The 18013-nt window shown below is 31.0% G+C and carries 17 protein-coding genes and 1 pseudogene; all 18 read right to left on the reverse strand.

Features of this window, described 5'->3' with window-relative positions; translation table 11 throughout:
- Position 1 precedes the first annotated feature (1 nt).
- Entirely contained in the window at positions 2-1054 is a 1053-nt protein-coding gene (locus IRZ83_RS03575) for a DUF2931 family protein (RefSeq protein ID WP_194566879.1), read from the reverse strand.
- 38 nt (positions 1055-1092) lie between these two features.
- Positions 1093-1266 (reverse strand): hypothetical protein, encoded by a 174-nt coding sequence (locus IRZ83_RS03580; RefSeq protein ID WP_194566881.1) that lies wholly within the window; start codon positions 1264-1266, stop codon positions 1093-1095.
- 8 nt (positions 1267-1274) lie between these two features.
- A complete protein-coding gene (locus IRZ83_RS03585) occupies positions 1275-3128 on the reverse strand; it encodes a type VI secretion system Vgr family protein (RefSeq protein WP_194566883.1) in 1854 nt (617 codons plus the stop codon).
- A gap of 18 nt (positions 3129-3146) precedes the next feature.
- Complete coding sequence (gene tssD / locus IRZ83_RS03590; RefSeq protein WP_194566885.1) at positions 3147-3539, reverse strand: type VI secretion system tube protein TssD; 393 nt, start codon at positions 3537-3539, stop codon at positions 3147-3149.
- Positions 3540-3675: 136 nt separating this feature from the next.
- Positions 3676-4062, reverse strand: a pseudogene (gene tssD / locus IRZ83_RS03595) (type VI secretion system tube protein TssD).
- Positions 4063-4208: 146 nt separating this feature from the next.
- Positions 4209-4640: a GPW/gp25 family protein gene (locus tag IRZ83_RS03600; protein WP_194566886.1), complete on the reverse strand. Its 432-nt coding sequence runs from the start codon at positions 4638-4640 to the stop codon at positions 4209-4211.
- 5 nt (positions 4641-4645) lie between these two features.
- Positions 4646-5359, reverse strand: a complete 714-nt coding sequence (locus IRZ83_RS03605; RefSeq protein ID WP_194566887.1) for a hypothetical protein — start codon at positions 5357-5359, stop codon at positions 4646-4648.
- A gap of 59 nt (positions 5360-5418) precedes the next feature.
- Entirely contained in the window at positions 5419-5937 is a 519-nt protein-coding gene (locus IRZ83_RS03610) for a hypothetical protein (protein WP_194566888.1), read from the reverse strand.
- 94 nt (positions 5938-6031) lie between these two features.
- On the reverse strand, positions 6032-7399 hold the full coding sequence (locus IRZ83_RS03615) for a DUF5458 family protein (RefSeq protein WP_029269184.1): 1368 nt from the start codon (positions 7397-7399) through the stop codon (positions 6032-6034).
- A 17-nt stretch (positions 7400-7416) separates the two neighbouring features.
- Positions 7417-7866: a hypothetical protein gene (locus IRZ83_RS03620; protein WP_194566889.1), complete on the reverse strand. Its 450-nt coding sequence runs from the start codon at positions 7864-7866 to the stop codon at positions 7417-7419.
- A 48-nt stretch (positions 7867-7914) separates the two neighbouring features.
- Positions 7915-8427, reverse strand: coding sequence for a type VI secretion system TssO (gene tssO / locus IRZ83_RS03625; protein WP_194566890.1), 513 nt, complete (start codon positions 8425-8427; stop codon positions 7915-7917).
- Between the two features lie 22 nt (positions 8428-8449).
- Positions 8450-9619, reverse strand: coding sequence for a hypothetical protein (locus tag IRZ83_RS03630; protein ID WP_194566891.1), 1170 nt, complete (start codon positions 9617-9619; stop codon positions 8450-8452).
- A gap of 447 nt (positions 9620-10066) precedes the next feature.
- Positions 10067-11254: a tetratricopeptide repeat protein gene (locus IRZ83_RS03635; protein ID WP_194566892.1), complete on the reverse strand. Its 1188-nt coding sequence runs from the start codon at positions 11252-11254 to the stop codon at positions 10067-10069.
- 189 nt (positions 11255-11443) lie between these two features.
- On the reverse strand, positions 11444-12097 hold the full coding sequence (locus tag IRZ83_RS03640; protein ID WP_194566893.1) for a hypothetical protein: 654 nt from the start codon (positions 12095-12097) through the stop codon (positions 11444-11446).
- Positions 12098-12350: 253 nt separating this feature from the next.
- On the reverse strand, positions 12351-13310 hold the full coding sequence (locus IRZ83_RS03645; protein ID WP_194566895.1) for a hypothetical protein: 960 nt from the start codon (positions 13308-13310) through the stop codon (positions 12351-12353).
- Positions 13307-16378, reverse strand: coding sequence for a peptidoglycan DD-metalloendopeptidase family protein (locus tag IRZ83_RS03650; protein ID WP_194566897.1), 3072 nt, complete (start codon positions 16376-16378; stop codon positions 13307-13309). The genes IRZ83_RS03645 and IRZ83_RS03650 overlap by 4 nt, the downstream gene beginning before the upstream one ends.
- 31 nt (positions 16379-16409) lie before the next feature.
- Positions 16410-16907, reverse strand: coding sequence for a DUF4280 domain-containing protein (locus tag IRZ83_RS03655; RefSeq protein WP_194566899.1), 498 nt, complete (start codon positions 16905-16907; stop codon positions 16410-16412).
- 44 nt (positions 16908-16951) lie between these two features.
- Complete coding sequence (locus IRZ83_RS03660; RefSeq protein ID WP_194566901.1) at positions 16952-18007, reverse strand: peptidoglycan-binding protein LysM; 1056 nt, start codon at positions 18005-18007, stop codon at positions 16952-16954.
- Positions 18008-18013: the final 6 nt, after the last annotated feature.

Here is an 18013-nt window from a genome sequence, read left to right on the forward strand (position 1 = left end):
CTTAATTATATTTACCTGTTCTGGTTACTTTTTCTTTTATAAGATATTGGTTTTCTGATTGTTCTACATACAGATTAGTAACCCTTTCTGATTTTAGCTCAACAGTGGGGTCAATTTTTATGACTATTTCAGTTGGTTTGTTTTTATCAATATGATCTTTAAACAATTTTCTAATTTCATTTTTATCAAAATCTACCGGCATTTCATTCTCTCCTCCACCATCTTGAAGATATTTTGCCCAATATTGTGTATCTTTGGTAAAAGTGATTCTGGAGACAAATTGTTGTTCTTGTTTTCCACTGCCAATTGACCAGTATATTTCAAACTGATAAGGAATTCCCCTTTTTTTTAACTCCATAGGTCTATTAAAAGAGTCTTCAATTTCTCCATTACACATTTTAATGTATAACGAAGTTATTTTACAGCCTTCTGGCAGAATTATTTTTGGCTTCCAACTGTATTTTTCACGATACTGTTCATAAACCTCTGGAGGTGGAAAACCGTATTGTTTAATCTGTTCTCTAAGGTCTTTTGAGATAACAAAATCATTATTAAGATTGTCTTTAGCATAGTCTTTTCTAAACATATACTTTTCATCTTCACTAATAAGTCTAGGGTCAATAACTGTTTCATGAGCTTGGAATCGGCCTACTTCAACTTGTTTTCCATTTCCGGCAACCCAAACTATTACCATCCCTTTTGGGGCAAAGCCGATATTTATATATTTGTAAGGCTCTATTACCTCTTTTCCTCCTAGGGTAGAATAAAAACCCTGATCAAAAAGTTCTTCTATTTTCTCTGTGGGAAGTTTCCATTCGCCAGTATAAAATTTATTATCAGCATACGATAACCATGTCATATCGAAGCTATCGGGTAGTGGTGCTTCTATAAAATCAACACTTCCTGCATTTCCCCAACCAGCATTAGTAAAACCTCCCATCTGGCTAAAGAAATAGCCTCCTACTGCTCCTGTATAAACTTCTATAGGATACTCTCTTGGTGCAGATATATCTGCTGACCATTCATATTTTTTTTCCATACATGAACTTAGCATTATTCCAAAAAACAATAAAATGCTTATTTTTTTTATCATTACTTTTCTTCGCCGTGAGCTATTATTTTTTTTCCACTAACTAAATTCAAATTCTCTTTTGTCGCTTCAAAATTTAATTTATTGGCACTTTTCTCCAGTTTTTCGCCAACTGTTAATTTATAAGCATCTGTCACTTTTATTTGAATATTTTTTGCCTGCTTTGTAATTGCCATAACTTAAATTAAAAGAGATTGGATTTTTCTGAACTATTAATTAAGACTTGTTTGCCACTTTGTATTGTCATATTTTCTTGATGGCTATAAAGAGTAGCTTCGGCAGCAACTTCATTAGAAATATCAGAAGTTCTTTTGAAATCTTTTTCAATTATTTCTGTTCTATTATCTGATTGTTCTAAAATATTCCCTCGCACATCTACATACATATCGTGATTTGCTTCTTGAAGAATATCATTCCCTGCTACAATCTCAATATTTTCTTTAGCATCTATTTTAACATTTCTTCCTGCTGTAATAGTGAAATCCTCTCCTGCTTCAAACTCAATATTTTTTGGAGCTTTAAATCGTATATTACCATCACCATGAATAACAGCTATTGTTTTACCTTTTTGACTCTCAATTGTGATATCACCACTTGCGTCATCTAAAATTGCTCTATTCCCGCTTCTAGTTTGCAATACCTTATAATCATTATTTGGCGTACTATAGCCGCTTTTTTCATTTCGGCTTGTCATAGTTCCAACTACTATAGGCAGTTCGGCATTTCCTCCCTGAAAATCAACAAATACTTTTTCTCCTATTTCCGGAATCCAGTGAAAACCTTTTCCATCTCCCCCGTGTGTCTGAACCATTGGGATAAATGGAGTTGTTTCTCCCTTTTCTTCCTGCCATGGCATTTGCACTTTTATACCGCTTAATCCGTCTGGTTCGTCATTTGCAATAACTACGGCAGTCTGGCTTTTGCAGAGTGGTACTAAATCAGGATTGGTTTTGGGAGAAAATACAGATCCATTGAAGTTTACGGCTGTAAAATGATTTTCATATCCTCCTCCATCGTCGCAGGTATGTATAATTTGGGTTACCCTGTAAGAGCTTTCGAGCTGCATATCGACACCGTTTATCTGCACTGTGTTTCCAATAGTAATTCCTGGAACTTCGCTTGAAGCTTTTATCTGCATCATGCTGCTCATAAGACCGCGCATTTTATTTTTGGTGTATTCTCCAGAGACTTTACTTCCGTAGCCGCCAACAGCATTTTGATTAAGCTGAATGACCGTTTCTTTACTAAAAACTCTATTCGATTTATTGATATAGTTCTGATGAAATCCATCGATTGCTTTTCTGTAATTTAATGTCGTATCAACTGAATAATCTCCTTCGCGATTGTCATTTTCTATTGTCTTAAACAATGCCGGAACCAGCTTCATATTATAACTAAAATCCTGCATGTTCACCCCATACACCAGTTTAGGCTGTCCGCCAATACTTCCCGGGCTCCCAAAAACTGTTGTTCTTCCGTTATAATAAAACCACTGCCCGTAACGCCTTGCCAAACGGTTTAGAAAACTAAAACTGCTTTCATTGTACTGTACTGTATACGGCAGACTTTCTTTGTAAAATGGTTTAGCATCCATGTCAATATCAAAACCTGACTTTACTTTATTTGTAATATCGGCTAAAGACATGTCTGTAAAAGAATTGCAGTCTGGTCCGTTTTCTAAAACTATAGAACTGCTTTTCCCTGTTATCAATAGGGTCTCTTCCATATCTTTAGTACGGGATTTTCTCAGTTTGACTTTAGTCACAATTCCGTAAAACTGCATGATATAATCCTTTGGGTTTGTAATTACCATAAGATCGTCAAGATCTGGAATTGGCTTGATTTCGATACTTACCTTCTCTCCGTACAATTGCTGTGAAACCGGCATCACGCTTTTAAATTCGTCTACCAATATATCTTGTCGTACTTCCAGAGAAAAAGTATGATGGTCATGAATTTTCTGATTTACCTTTAATCTGCAAAAATTTGTAATTATGGTTTCGCCAATTTTAATTGTTGTTGTAGTCTGTAAAGCCATCTTGATTATTTTTAAGATTTATCCGTTTTTCCAATTGTTTTCAAATATTGTATTTCCAATTTTGACTTCATTGGAAGTAATCAAAATCTCCGTAATCATGGGTACAGCGCCTTCGCTTCTAAAACTTTTACGAAAGGAGATGCAATAACCTTTTTTAAAAGTTATATTTTTCATTGTACTCATAGCATCTCGGCGATAAAAAATAACCTTGCCATCTTTAACGCTTGTCTGCGAAACCATCCAATCAGAAAATAAATCTGTCTGTGTACTTTCAACTACCAGTTTAATTTGTCCGCCTTTGGTTTTATTAGCCGGCTTCCCGTTATTATCAACATTTTGTGTAAAGAGAATATCAAATTCTAAAACATTAAAAACTTCATTGTCTAATTCTAATTTTGCTAAGAAACTCATTCCTATATATTTTTGATTGTTAAAAGCGTTTGGTTAAAGATGTTTTGGAACATCGTTTTAATAAAAAAGGAAGCCCTAGTTACTGGACTTCCTTTAATAGTTTCAAGCTTAATCAAGTTTGATAAAGTCCTAAATATTATACCCAGGCATTATCAAACTCACCTCCACCCATCGAAATTTTACGGGCAGAAATCATAAAAGTTTCCGTTAACGGGTTGTCACTGTTATGATCAAAGTTTTCTTTGTACTTAACCATGTAAGCTTCAGTAAATTTCAACTCTTTTAATGTAGCATTAGAATCACGTTTAATGAATTTTACCGACCCGTCTTTTCTTTCGAAATTATTAGTCATCCATTCAAATAATTCTGTACTTCCAGTTGATTACACTTCAATCATGATTCTTCCTCCACGTGTTACTGTAGACGGACGCCCAGAAGCATCTGTTTCCTGAGCTAAATCGTAGCTTACGTTAAGTACTTTGTAATCTTTACCCGCAACTGTCAATGATGTTAAAAACGACATAATGAAAAATTTTAGTTATTAATTTATTTAATCATACTGTAAATATATAATTATTTTCTTACAATTAGATGTATTTTGTAAAATAAAACTTACAATTATTATAAATCCGTTATATAGGTCTCATATCAAAGATTATTAAGAAAAAATTATTTATAAGATAAAGGTCCTACGAAAAAATATCCCCTAAAATCAAAGGTTCTATTGGTGCTTTTTATAGTAGCTGTAATAATGATGTCTACTCTTTTTTTAGATCTGCTTACATTATCAACGAAATATTGGGTTTCTGATAATTCGACTTTTAATTCGTTTACCTTAATTCTGTTTTCATGTAAAAGCAGGGACTGTTTCATTGTTTTTGAAATAGTTTCCTTTAAGGTGTTTTCGTTCATCAGTAAATCAAAATCAATTTCCCAGATTTTTGATCCAAAGGTTTCGTCGAATTTGCATTCGCCAAAAGTAGTTGTGGCCAGTAAAATTACCTGTTGCGCAATAGAATGCTCAATTGAAGTTTTTTCGAGTTCTTTCTTCTGAATTATAGCATTAAAATCTATTGGCAGTTTATAAAAAGCTCCTTTCATGCAAGTTAAATGTAAATTAGTTTTTGTGTCTGACCTTTCATATTTGTTTCAATGGCCTTGGTAACCATTTTTCTTTTTACAATATGGAGGTTGACTTTTGGAGTAAGTTTTAAAAATTTTTTCCGGTACAAAATATCACCAATAAAACGCTGTCCTTTTTTTTCGTCAACAATTAAAAAGTAAATTGTTCTTTCTTTAATTTCAAGATTGTTAATGTCACCTGCATAAATTTGAATTTGCTGTTCGCCTTTTTGAAAAGTATAGGTTAATTCATCATGATTTAATTTCCTGTATTTAGAAATGTCAAAACTTTCTATAGCTTCTGTTAATGGTTCGAACGAAATATTATCAAAAAGAAAATTTTTAGCTGCTAAAAAATTTAGTCCCAAAAAACTCCATAGTCCTTTTTTTGATGATTGTTCTTTAAAAAAGTAAGTATCGCGTGTTACCAAATACGTTTCTTTTTCATTTGTTTTACTATCTGTAACTATCATTTGGTAAGTTGGCACTTCAATTTCATTGGGAATTGAAGCAGAACCTAAATTTGTTTTCAAATTGACCGTTCCAATTTGTTTTTCAGAAATTATAATATCAATTGTATGCTGTTTTAAAGCCGAATCGGTTCTCACGATAACTTCTCCTTCTCCACTGCCGGCATAAAAAACAGACCCGTTGTTATCGGTAAGACTTAATGAAAGATTTAATTCTGGTATAGCCATGTTTGTTCAAAATTTATAATTACAAAATTCAATATCAATTTAAATACACTTATAAAATGTTAGCGCCTTTTAATTTTATACAGCTTCAAACAGTTTAAATATTCTTTTAAATTCTGATTATCTGCTCCATTTGGACTAAATTCATAGTCTCTTTTTAGTGTGAAGAATTTTATCGAGTTGATATTATTAGCCATTAATTTTTTTATATCCTTTCTTCTTAATTGTAAGGCTACTGTTCCGTCACAATTAACTGCAAATGAATTTTTTAATATATATAATTCTCCCGATTTAAAATAAAGCTCCAAAGGCTGTTTTTGTTTTACACATACATTATCTGTAAAGATTTTAAAGTATAAGTATATTTTTCGTTTTCGCTTTCCAAGCTGTAAAACGGCATATTCATATTCCTCATTAAATACGCGAAGTAATATTGGCGGGGCACTTGCAAAATTCTTTTTATCAAGCAATAATTCGTTTTGCGAGACAGGACAATTTAAAGTATCAATTGGATTTATTTTTTGTGCTGAAATTGAATTAGAAAATAAGATGACAAAAAATAAAATTTTAAGTGCTTTCATGAATTTGAATTATTTGGTTTGATCATTCAAAAAGATCAATGTTTTGTTTAAAAAGGAAACACAAAATGTGTTTCCTTTTATCATAATTTAAGAATTACTTTTGTTCGTAATCTGTATCCCATTCTGTTCCGTCATCTCCTTTATGCCCGTCCATTTTTATAAGGAAGTTTTTAGCTGGAAAATAAGGTTTCATGTGAATATCCATGTAAATTCGATCTTTTTGAATAGGATCCTGCTCAAATCTTCTGATCTCAAAATTCTCGATAAGTTTATCTGGACCTGTGATTCCGTCAAGGAAAGCAACAATTTGGTTCATGATTTCTTTACGTGTTTTTGCAGTAAAGTTTTCGAACGCACGACGATTAAGGAAATCCATTAATACTTTTGTCACATAATCAAAAACACGAACAACAGAATAGGTTTGAAGACCAAGGTTATCGCCGCTAAATAATGTTTTTGCAGAGAAAGCCATTACTTTTCCGTACTCGTTTACCATTGGCACTAAACCAAGGTTTTCCAGATTAGCGATTTCACTTTTCTTAAGGTCAAATTTTACACCGTCAACTTCATTGATTCCACCAAATTTTTTACCTGCAGTTACCTGAGACATCAAAGTTTTATAGATTTTTCCTGCCAACGCTGCCGATGGTGCAATATGCAAATCTTCGTTTTCACCAATCTGATCAAATCTACCGCGCCCAACCAGCCAGTTGCAAGTCATAATTACGTTGGAACGATAAACATCTCCTCCAGTTAAAGAGGCAGCGTCGAACATTTCCATAACATCATCTGGTTCATCAAGATGTTCAAAATCTGTAACCAGCATTACTTTATTTTCGTGTGCGATTTTTGCCCATTTCTCAATCACTTTATTGGAACCCAAATATCCTGGAATAACTAAAATTCCGTAGTTGTTTTTAAGATCCAAACGGTCGTAATTATCAACTAATTCAGAATGAATTGCATCAATAAAACGCGTATTATCAAGATCTTTTAACTGCTCAATATCTGCATTTACAATCGTAACATTTTTAACTTTGTCTGTTTCTGTATTTTTGAAAAACAATGCAACGGTTCTGTAAGCCGCTTCAATTTCTCTGGTGTCTTGAACAGCTTTTGCAAGGTTCTTTTTTAATAATACTTCAGACTCTTTGCATTTATCTTCGCATTGCGCAACCATATCTGTCAAAGCTTCATTGTTGCTTAAAATCGAAGACCATAATTCTAAAGTCTTTTTTAGTGTTTCTCTTTCTTTGGTTTTGTTTACTTCTCCAAGAAATATTTTTCTTCTTGCTTTTCTTTCCGGATTAAGATTTTGAATGCCTTCAATAGACATTTCCAGCAAATCGAATCCTCCATATTTAGCCAATTTTTCTACATTCTTTTCAATAGAAACACCAGATACTTTACGTTCTAAAACTGCTGTATCTGCGTCATTTTGATGTACTTGTTTGTTTGACATATCTTTTTCTTTTAGTATTATTTATTTTCTTTCAATTCGTTAATTAATGTTCCCAAACTTTCCAGCAATGCTTTTTTTGCTTCGCCATCTTCTAAAGCTGCTTTCAAAATTTTATTTGATTTTAATTGACGAATGATTTTTTGATATTGGTCTTTTTCTGTTTCAAGATCAGATAAAAAACTGCTTTGTGCGGTAATTCCTTTTACGCCGAAGTCTCCTAAATTTTTAAATTTTAAGGCTTCGACTTTTGTTGCTCCATCAGCATTTTCGAAATTTACTTTTACTTCTGGTTTAAAATGCTCAAACGCTTTTTCGATATTTGTAATTCCTTCAACCAATTCTGGCTTAATAGGTGCATCAACCGTTAATTTTTGAGCTACAAGTGTTCTGTTTTGAGGTATTGCACTGATCGCTTCATCTGCATCCAGTTTTACTTCATTTCCTCCAATTCCATAGTTTGACAACATAATTTTAAATTTTAATGGTTATTATTTTATTTTTAAATTGAGTATATATTATTGATTTTGATAGATCTGACGGCATACGTCTAAATCTCTGCTTACTTTTTCTAATTCTTCTTTATATGTTTTAGCCGATTGGTTTAAACTGTCTATCAAATGCGAATTATGGGTAAGACTTCTAATTTGTTTTTTATAGTCAATAATGTTTTTGTAAGCAAGAATGATATTGTTATATAATTTTTTATTGTCTGTGCTATCTTTTGGTATTTTTTGATAAATATTGGCCACCATAACATTTGCCAGACGCTGCTGAAAATCATTGTCTACTTTTGGTGAATTAATAGAGTCTATTGTCATCCTGACACTATCAATTTTAATTGAAAAACTAGTTTGATAATCGTATTCTCTTTTCATCATTTCATTCTCTGCCTTGAGCATTTTATTTTCTGCAATCGGCATATAAAAATTAAAGGATACTGCAACCAGCATTACTATAAAAGTGACAATGAATGCTGCCAGGAAAGCCAAGAATGCTTTCTGACGTTCTTTTTTATTTAATACTTCCATAATTTGTATTTACTTTTAATAATTAATCTTTAATAAAAAAACCGTGTCTTTTTGGATTGTGCACGATATCTTTCTTTTCTGTTTCGGCCACAAATAATTCGATGTTTTCTTTTTTCTTCCCGATGTAATCCAGTTTGCTTAGAGTGTCAAACAGCTTTTCAATTTTTGAAAGGAAATTCATTGTGAGTGTTGCTGTTTTATCTATGTGAACATGATCGTAATTGGTATTGATTAAGGTTGTAAACAGTATTTCTAAATCACCTTGAGATAAGTCACACCATTCGGCAAAATAATTTAGAAGTTCCTCTTTACCCGCACCGGCTTTAGAATCAATAAAATTCTTCATTACTCTGGCAAAAGAAACTACCGTACTTAACATTGCTGCCGGATGCTGGTGCAATGAAAACCAACGAAACTGTGTTAAACAATTGCCTAAAAAATAGCTTGTATTATCTGAGAGCTGGATTACTGCATGAGCCAAAAGTCCGGTTTGCTGAAATCGATTGATTTTTTGAGAAATCTGAACCGAATAAATCTCAATTTGACCAAACGATCTTGCAATTTGCGCCTGCATGTCTGCCAATTTTGGGTTACAGCCCACAGTAACCGATGCCGGAATATAATTTTCGTCAAGTACAGTAGTATCTCCCACTAAGACTTTTCCTATTGCCAGGTAAAAACCTCCATATCCTATTCCGGAACGAAACTCTTCTGATTTAATTAAATGGAGTTTATATTCTGGCTGTGTATAAGGATATCTCGGCGGAACCTCATCTGGATCAGGTTCTCCAAACGGAATTCTCTTTCTCGAATTAACCGAAATACAAGCCAGTAATTCTAACTGTTCTCCGTCTTTTATTTCGTAAGTTTCCTCTGGATATGGAACCTGAAGATCTAATGTATCGGTATTGCTTTTACTAATTTCGATTCTAGATCCATTGGGTGTAATGGCATGACATTCTTCTACGCGAACACGTAATAGTTTGTGATTGTCAATTCCTAAAGTAATCTTGGTCGATTGTTTACTGTGGTTTCCCGAATCCAGCAAACCGTAACTTATAGGAGTAGTATGAATTCCGATTGCATCATTTACCAATTCAGAAACATTGTCCTGCATGGCCAAAAAATGATTTTTGTTGATCTTCATTCCATCAATCCAGTTTACCGGAAAATGATTTAATTTTTCTATCATGATTTTTATTTCTTTATAATTTTGTTCAATTTATTCCATAGCAAAATGCCTCATGCATATATGATTACATAAGGTTTTTATTAATTATTAGCCGTGGCTAGTAATTAGTGTTTATTTGTTTTTGGATTTTTTAAGTGTGGTATTTTTGAGATTGATTTCTTAAAATATTTGGTCACAAGATTGTCTAAAAAATTATATCTGGTTGTTTATTCATTTAAGATACCTTAGGAAATTATTGTTAGAAAATAAGCCTGATCTGTTGTGATAGCTTTATACTTTGTTAACATTATTTTTTCTTTATATTACTTTTATTATGGCTTATTGTAGTGGGCACATTGCAAATCTGCGCGACCGGTTTAAATATTCAGGTGTCAGCATGATACTACAAGAAAGGCTGGGCAACGAGGAAAACTAAATTTTACCTAGAGTTTTTTCATTATTCTTGTACTATTTAGTTCTTTCATAAGCTCTTTGCGGAATTTTATTCAAATCTTTCTTTTGAGACTTCATTAATTCAATATATTTCAAATAAGACTTTTTTGCATCTTTTATTTTACAATTTTCCCATTGAGCATCCCCTAAATTTAACCACGCTACAACCCTTTGCGGATTATCATCTATAATTTTATTTAAAAAAAATATAGATTCTTTATAAGCTCCTGACTGCTCTAAATAATACGCCACATCATTTAATTTATTCGCATCGATTATTTTAATGTGTTTAATATATTTAGCTTCATTGACTGGAGTCTTTATAAATTTATCATCATTTGTTACTGTAAAATTTAGAATACCAATTTTTTTATAAAAATTGTCATATAAATTTGTAAAAGCAGATGATTTATTCCTAAAAAATGAATCATTTAAAGAACTTCCGATGTCTTCCAAATCACTATACAATTGATCGGTTAGTTTATAGTTTTTCAAATACACTTTATTAGATAATGAACCTTCTTTACCATATTTTAGAATTTCTTTAGATGTTAAATAAATAGCATCGTTTTTATATGTAAAACTATAAACTTGTTTCATTTTTGTGGATGATCCATTATATTCATATGTTAAAAAAAAACTTTGATCATCAAATTTTTCCAAACTTGTTGTCAATGCCATTTCATTAATAATCAAATCCTTATACTCTTTTTTATTTACAAATAATGATGTATTTTCAATCCTTACTAAATCATTATTCTTTAGTTGATTACCATTTTCATTTCTATCCCTTAAAAGTAAATTATAGTCGACAAAAGAATAAATTACTGGCTTATTTCCTTTCGTATACTCGACAATTCCCCAATTATTTTTTAAAGAGTCTATGTTTAGAGTAAAATTTTCATTTTCAAAATAAACATTTCTGGATTTTAATTTTATTAGATTGTTACCTATTTTTTGGGATATTTCTGAAAAGTAAGCGTTGTTATCGTCAGCTAGAACATAAAAATTCTTTTCACCGATGTCTTTTTTAAGAGAATCTATTTTTTTAAAATTTGGTGTATAATAATACACTCCACTTTTTGTTATAGTAGCGTTAACAAGATTATTTGTAATTCCATTGGCATGTTCCTTCTCTTGTGCCTTAGAAGAATTAAAAAAAATGATAATAAGAATTGGAATAAGATTTATTAATTTCTTCATAATTTCTATTTTAAATTTCCTCAATTAACAAAAGTCTAAAACCTTTGCTAGCTGGAGCTTTTCTTTTACAATATGGCAAGAAGCTTAATTTATTTATAATTTTATTCTAACGGTTTCTTATTTCTAAGATCTATTAAAAAATACTCATTTACCCAGCTTTGAAAAGTAATTTTCAGTATTGTTATATTTTTATAAATTCAGTTTTTTTTCAATGTAAACATATTCTAAATCACTTTGTAAGTCAGCGGGAACTTTTGAATATTTAGCTATTTTATCTTTTTTAAACTTAAATATCAATGTTGTGTTTTTCAAAAGGATACTAACAAAATCTTTTATCTGAGTTATTTCAGAATTTGATCTGGGTTCTTTGATGTAAAACTTATCAACTAAATTATTTTTATTTAGTAGTATTATATAATACCAGTTTATACCAATATCTGCTAAAGCTTCAATTACAATTATTTCTATATCTTTATTGATCTTAGATTCAAAAGAATATATAGAAAAACCAGGGCCTTCATAATTTGTTTCAGATAAATCAACATCTGTAATTACAAAGTCTTTTTTTGTTAACAGAAAGCTATTATCTGTCTTATAACTTAACCTTGTATCAAAACATATATAAGAATTTGTGGTAGTGTCTTCTTTAAAAGGATGAATGATGTCAAATGAGATCTCTTTTTTTATGTAACTGCTATCATTTTTTTCAACGATTGAAGAAACAATTGTAGAATCTGATTTAATAATTATTTCATTTTTTTTTGGATGAGACTGATTATCTTGCTTACAGCTACTTAATAGTATTCCAAAAAATATAAACGACTTTAAAAAAGTATTGTACATATAATTTCTCATTTATTGTGATCTTTCACTTCCTTATTTTTTTATTGAATCCCTCACTCAACAAAAGTTTACAACTTTTGCTAGCTGAGGCTTTTCTTTTCAATATGTCAAGGAGCTTTTTATATTACGATTTTAGATATTATGTTTAATTCATAAAAGTTACAAAACCATTATTGTGACACATAAAAATCTAATAATTTTCAAACTTATGTTTACTTTTCTATTTAACCCCAATTATAATAGAAACTGTTATTTAATGCGATATATCTTTTTTTAAAACGCATACTTGCTTTAAGCCATAACCAAAATTTAAATCAATATAAGGACAACGCAACATATATAGATTATCTTTAAAAGTAACAACCCCAAAATCTTGTATTTTTTCTATTTGAGGATCATTATATTCAGATAAATCTTTTATAAATTCTAATTTTAATTTATTTTGGACTTCTTTAGCTCCTAATAGATATTTTTGAGACACATGATAACCGTTTACTTCAAATATTATTGAGTCTTTATTTATTTTTAAAGAAACAATATGCATTATATTTGTATCATTACTATTTTTATTTATTTGTGTTTGATAGATCCCAAGCCAATTGTCTCCATACGTTTTTATACTTTGCTGTATCTTTTTCTGAATGTTATATTTTTTCTCATATAAAAATTTATCCCCTAAATAAAAATTAGATTTTAATACATCCCCTTCTTTTGAAATATGTCCTATTAAGTCTTTAACTCCAAGTTTCTCTGGATCTTCTTGTCTAAAAACTAATGTATCATCAATTTCTATTATAGAATTAGATTTATTATCAATGTAGTATATTCCCAAATTGCTACTATAGTAATCTCTTCCTTCTATTAATAAAACAAGATTATCTAAATTGGATTTATAAAGTTTAAAAACTATATCGCCATTTTCATAATAAAAATTTAATACTTTTTTTATTTCTGTTTTGTTTTTAAAAAAAGTTAATTCCTGATTGTTGGAATTAGAATTTAGAAGTACTTTATAACCATTATAAACAGCCTCATATTCTCCCTCTGTTTTTTTTATGGGTTTTTCTAATTGAAATATTTCCTCATCTTGTTTATTTTTTTTCTCTGAAACTGTTTCTTCTTTAATTTTTTTTAGTTCTTCTTTTTTTTGTCCGTAACATTGTATTTGCAAATAGCATAATATCAATAGACTTAATTTTATTACTCTTTTCATTGTGTCCAATATGATGGGGTTATTTTTACTTCTTCTTGTTCTTCTTTATCAGCATCAGTTAAGGTATCTTCATCTTTATAAGTTAAATAGACACCTGGATTGCACTTTTTATCTAATCCTGCTTGTTTTTCCACATTCATTATCTCGAAATGTAAATGCGGATTTTTCGTTGAAAATGGCACACCATTTTCCCCAGAAGTTCCAGTTAATCCAATAATTTTGCCAGCATTTACAATATCTCCTATTGCTACCTTTCTTTCTTTTAAGTGAGCATAAACAAGGTAAAATGGCCCATTATGATCAAAATTCTGTAATTCAATTTCTGATTTATTTGAATACTTTAGCACAAAAGGATTTTTTCTTCTCGATTTAAATGTTTCTTCATCAATTACTTTTATTACAATTAATTCACCAAACATGCTGCTATTAATTTCGCTTCTCACAACTTCACCTTTTACGCATGAATAAACATTAGTTCCTGGTTTTGCAAATAAATCCATTCCAGTATGTTTATTAACACCATCTCTAATTGTTGGTCCAAATGAGCCATGCCAAGGTTTTTTAGTACCTCCTCCTTGAGAGTACAAACACAACATTGGATTATCTAATGGATCATGCCATTCTCCAGATGAGCTATTTATTGGACCGCATTCATTTACTTTAAATACTTGTACAGCTTTTTCAAAGAATTTTTTAGCATCTTTCCAACCCGCTAAGCCACCATTTACCATTTTTCTGATTTTCTGAATATTTATGTCGGTAGATTCTTTCAGGGTGTCCGCAGTTTTCCAAATCTCATTTTTTTCCCAATAAGCAATAGCAGATAAAACTGCGTATTTTGCTTCTTTAACTTTATCGGGATTTGCTTCTAAATCTATGTATTCATCTGGAAATATCTCCTTAAATGTTGTTGACGCATTAATATAATTGTCCTTACCCGTTAATTGTTTTAATCCTCTTCCTCGGTATTTATAACCATCACCGCTACCTTCATTTCCATTTCCATTTCCTTTACCGTTCTCATTTGCATACAAAAAACTTAGCAATTTTATTTGTGGCCTTTCTTCACAAAAAGTTTCAATTTGACCGCGTCTTTCTAATATACCACTTCGATCTCCAAATATGGATACATTTCGAATATTTGCTGGTGTATAAGGTACAACATCGGTCTCAATAATCCAATCTGTATTGATACCTGATGTCTCTGCTCCCACTTGCGCAAAGAAATGTGCTTTACGCAAACAAGTATTTAGATGTATTGGTTTATCTGTATTCTTTCGTTGTTCTATAAATTGATTTAGATACTTTACCACTTCTTCTCTGAATGCTGTAGAACGTCTATGCACTCCAAATAAATCTTCTATTTGTTTCAAAGTAATTTCTTGTTCACATCTAGGGCATTTTCCTTTCCCAATCACAAAATACTCTCCATCTCTTTTCAAAAATTCTTTTTCATGTTTAATAGTCTCACCTTGGCACTCAGCTTTTAACCACAGACTTTCCGTTTGTGTTTTATACGTATCAAAACTAATAGTGGTGCCACTGCCGTAAGTTTTACTTTCTAGTGCTTTTTCTACATCGTCTACAAATGCTGTTTTTCCAGTTGCTATTTTTGTATTGCCTTGTTTTCCTTCTTTTGCATTGTTTAATATTATTGTTGCAAATTGCTTTTTGTTGGTATCCGTAATTACAGTTTCATTTTTAAATGTATAACTGTAAGCTTCTTCTTTTTTTCCTTTAAGGAGTTTTTCTTTCCATGTTTTTAAATCTTCATCTGCTTTTGGGCGAAGCTTTATTTTTACTTTTGCTAATCCGTTTTCAACTGTTGCTTTTAGTGTGGTAAGTTCTGTTCCGTTTTCTTTGGCTTCTAAAACTGGTACGTTTGCATCTGCATCTATTAGAATGGTCTCTTTCTCTTTTATTGTAATAGATACTTCTTTTCCGTCCAATAAAAATGTTTTTGCCACTACATATACTTCCTCTTCAAGTGGAGCACTATTAATTTTTATAAAGTTTGCTCCTAACTTATACAAATTAAAAGAGATAGAATCTCCTATTTCATAGGTGCTTTTTGTAAGAGCATTTTTAATATCATCAAGTTTGGCATACTTTTTATCTGCTTTTACTTGTGGGGCCACATTTTTCTTAATAATGGCAGCAATCTTGTCTTTATCAATATCAACATTTTTGCGTTGAAAAACGTATTCATATTGACCTGCTGTCTCTGGAGCTTCCAACGAAAATTCTTCTTTAGCAAAATATGCATCTATAATACCTTCTGTTTTTACTTCTTCCTCTTTAGGTGTTTCTTCTATTCTTAAAGGAGCTGTATTAGTTGGTATTTCAAACACTGGCATTACCCTTTCATTTTTTATTGTAAAATGAAGTATTTTATCGCCTCCGTTTGCATTTTTAATGTATTCTCCTGTAATGTCAAGTACTTTTATATAAAAATTTTCTAAATCGCTAGGCAATCCTGGAACTGCCATAAAACAAGACATAGTTGTAAATTTAGCTTTAAGAGCTCCGTCTACGCATTTTACTTTTACTTTCTGTATAGGTGCCGTTGTTGTTTTTGCACTATATGATTCCAATGTTAGTGTCTCACCATTTACACCTTCTGTTTCTAATGATATAAATAGGTCATGCCCATAGTTTATTTCACTATTATCTGCCGTATTTTCTTTTTTACTCCAAGAGGAAGAAGTTACTTTTTTTTCACATTTACCAAATACATATAATCCAGTGTTTCTTTCATCATGTCCACCAGATAAACTGGCTTCTAAATAGAAAGCATAGAATCCACATAATTTTCTGGGAAGGGTAACACCATAAGGCACTCCTGCTGGTTTTAATGTTTTATTAAAAATTCTTCTCTTTTGCTGATCCATCCATAGCCATGTGATATTTCTTCTTTTTTCTTCTTCGGTGGTTTCACTATACCATTCGCCAACGAGAAACGAAGCCTCTTCATTTGGATATATACAAATTACTTCACCAGCATTATAATAATTGTCAAGTTCATAGCTGTTTGATAACCTCTTTATCTTTTTTATTCCCTTTGCCATTTTTATACTTTTAGAAAATAATGAAACTATTTTAACTATATATTATACCTTCGTCTGTATGCTCAATTTCTAACAACTCTGTTATATCAACCAAAGGGTTTATTTGCTTTTGCACTGCAGGGTTGGCATTCTTTACATTCTGTTTACTCACTTCTGCTTTTTGCCCATGTTTGTCAACTGTTATGCAGTCAGATCCTCCAATAGGACAGGTGGCTTTGCTGTCTTCCAGTAATATTTTTCCCTGATTAGATAATGTAACTTTTTCATAGAAACCACTCCATTTAGTAATTACTGCCTGACATGGTAAGTAATCGCCATGTCCGTTAGGCTGCATTTTACATTTACCAAAGGTATTTTTCTCTAATGTCTGCCCAATTTCTTTATCGGTTGCAATGAGTTTTTTTTCAGCATCTTTATCATTTGCATAATGCTTCTTCTGCGTCTTTACCTTTAATATATCTGTTTTAGGCTCTACGCTAAACTTACATTTTAATGTCGCTCCCTGTACAACTACATGTTTCCCACTCATGGCTAATTTTTATCTATTTTTAAACTATTGTCTGGCTTTTTTTATTACTCTAAAAGTTCAACTCTAATAGTTGTTTTTATATTTTTTTTATTCTCAATATTACATTCCAGATTCATTTGTTCTATGGTATAAGTATTCGGATTTAGAAAATATATACCTTTATAAATGACTTTCGCAGAAGAATAACCATACATAAAGCCATAGCCTGAATCTACATATTGCCCCTCCTGTTCTATCTTAATAAAACCTGTGCAATCCAAATTAGGCGCTATTTTGTGATGCACTCTAAATACAGATTCTGCTTCCTTTTCTAATGGAAATATCAAATCTTTCTGAAATCCATAATCAGCTGTATACTTCACATTTATACCGTTAAAAAAAGTCCTCAAAAAATAATCAGAGCACAGCGATGCCAATAATCTCTCTGAATTCTTTAATGTATATTCTATCTTTTCAACATATTTTTCAGTGACCTCTCCTTCAAAATAATCTAAAATCTCCTCTTTTTTATCTTTCCAACGGCATTGAATTTCATCATAATTATAAATATCAATCCACTTACCCGATTCATCAACCACAATTTTTAATGGATATAAAAACTCTCCAGTTTTAACTGCTAGTTCATCCATAATTATATTGGGTTTTGTATTATTTATATAGACAGATCTTCTATTTATCTCAAACAAATGAAAATTATTTTTGTCAGTAGCAAGCCATTTTACTCGTACATTCATTTCTATTACATCACTCTGATCATCAACATTTGAAATATATTTTACTTTATATTCCTTATCAATACCCCTAGGTAAAAAAGGCAATTTGTTATCCTTTCCTAAGCTTACATTTTTGGGTGTTTTTGCTATGACTTCATTTGCATCGGAAATACTTTTTTCTGGAGCTAGAATTAAAAATTTAGAATAGCGTTTAAAATCATGTTCTATTAAATCTGCTACCAGACAATACATATTGTGATATCTTCTAAGTTCTCTAGCACTTATACCTAACTTTTGAGCTACACTTTGCAGTTTGTCTCCTTCCATTATTTTATAAGTGCGAAACTTTCCGTAATAAGAAAAATCAGATTCTTCTGTATAATACATTTCAAA

This window comes from Flavobacterium sp. JLP, assembly GCF_015350755.1.
GTDB lineage: Bacteria > Bacteroidota > Bacteroidia > Flavobacteriales > Flavobacteriaceae > Flavobacterium.

Excerpts from the sequence above, each read along its gene's own strand:
- IRZ83_RS03575 (WP_194566879.1), bottom strand. The coding sequence starts at position 1,054 with ATGCTAAGTTCATGTATGGAAAAAAAATATGAATGGTCAGCAGATATA.
- IRZ83_RS03580 (WP_194566881.1), bottom strand. The coding sequence starts at position 1,266 with ATGGCAATTACAAAGCAGGCAAAAAATATTCAAATAAAAGTGACAGAT.
- IRZ83_RS03585 (WP_194566883.1), bottom strand. The coding sequence starts at position 3,128 with ATGGCTTTACAGACTACAACAACAATTAAAATTGGCGAAACCATAATT.
- tssD (WP_194566885.1), bottom strand. The coding sequence starts at position 3,539 with ATGAGTTTCTTAGCAAAATTAGAATTAGACAATGAAGTTTTTAATGTT.
- IRZ83_RS03600 (WP_194566886.1), bottom strand. The coding sequence starts at position 4,640 with ATGAAAGGAGCTTTTTATAAACTGCCAATAGATTTTAATGCTATAATT.
- IRZ83_RS03605 (WP_194566887.1), bottom strand. The coding sequence starts at position 5,359 with ATGGCTATACCAGAATTAAATCTTTCATTAAGTCTTACCGATAACAAC.
- IRZ83_RS03610 (WP_194566888.1), bottom strand. The coding sequence starts at position 5,937 with ATGAAAGCACTTAAAATTTTATTTTTTGTCATCTTATTTTCTAATTCA.
- IRZ83_RS03615 (WP_029269184.1), bottom strand. The coding sequence starts at position 7,399 with ATGTCAAACAAACAAGTACATCAAAATGACGCAGATACAGCAGTTTTA.
- IRZ83_RS03620 (WP_194566889.1), bottom strand. The coding sequence starts at position 7,866 with ATGTTGTCAAACTATGGAATTGGAGGAAATGAAGTAAAACTGGATGCA.
- tssO (WP_194566890.1), bottom strand. The coding sequence starts at position 8,427 with ATGGAAGTATTAAATAAAAAAGAACGTCAGAAAGCATTCTTGGCTTTC.
- IRZ83_RS03630 (WP_194566891.1), bottom strand. The coding sequence starts at position 9,619 with ATGATAGAAAAATTAAATCATTTTCCGGTAAACTGGATTGATGGAATG.
- IRZ83_RS03635 (WP_194566892.1), bottom strand. The coding sequence starts at position 11,254 with ATGAAGAAATTAATAAATCTTATTCCAATTCTTATTATCATTTTTTTT.
- IRZ83_RS03640 (WP_194566893.1), bottom strand. The coding sequence starts at position 12,097 with ATGTACAATACTTTTTTAAAGTCGTTTATATTTTTTGGAATACTATTA.
- IRZ83_RS03645 (WP_194566895.1), bottom strand. The coding sequence starts at position 13,310 with ATGAAAAGAGTAATAAAATTAAGTCTATTGATATTATGCTATTTGCAA.
- IRZ83_RS03650 (WP_194566897.1), bottom strand. The coding sequence starts at position 16,378 with ATGGCAAAGGGAATAAAAAAGATAAAGAGGTTATCAAACAGCTATGAA.
- IRZ83_RS03655 (WP_194566899.1), bottom strand. The coding sequence starts at position 16,907 with ATGAGTGGGAAACATGTAGTTGTACAGGGAGCGACATTAAAATGTAAG.
- IRZ83_RS03660 (WP_194566901.1), bottom strand. The coding sequence starts at position 18,007 with ATGTATTATACAGAAGAATCTGATTTTTCTTATTACGGAAAGTTTCGC.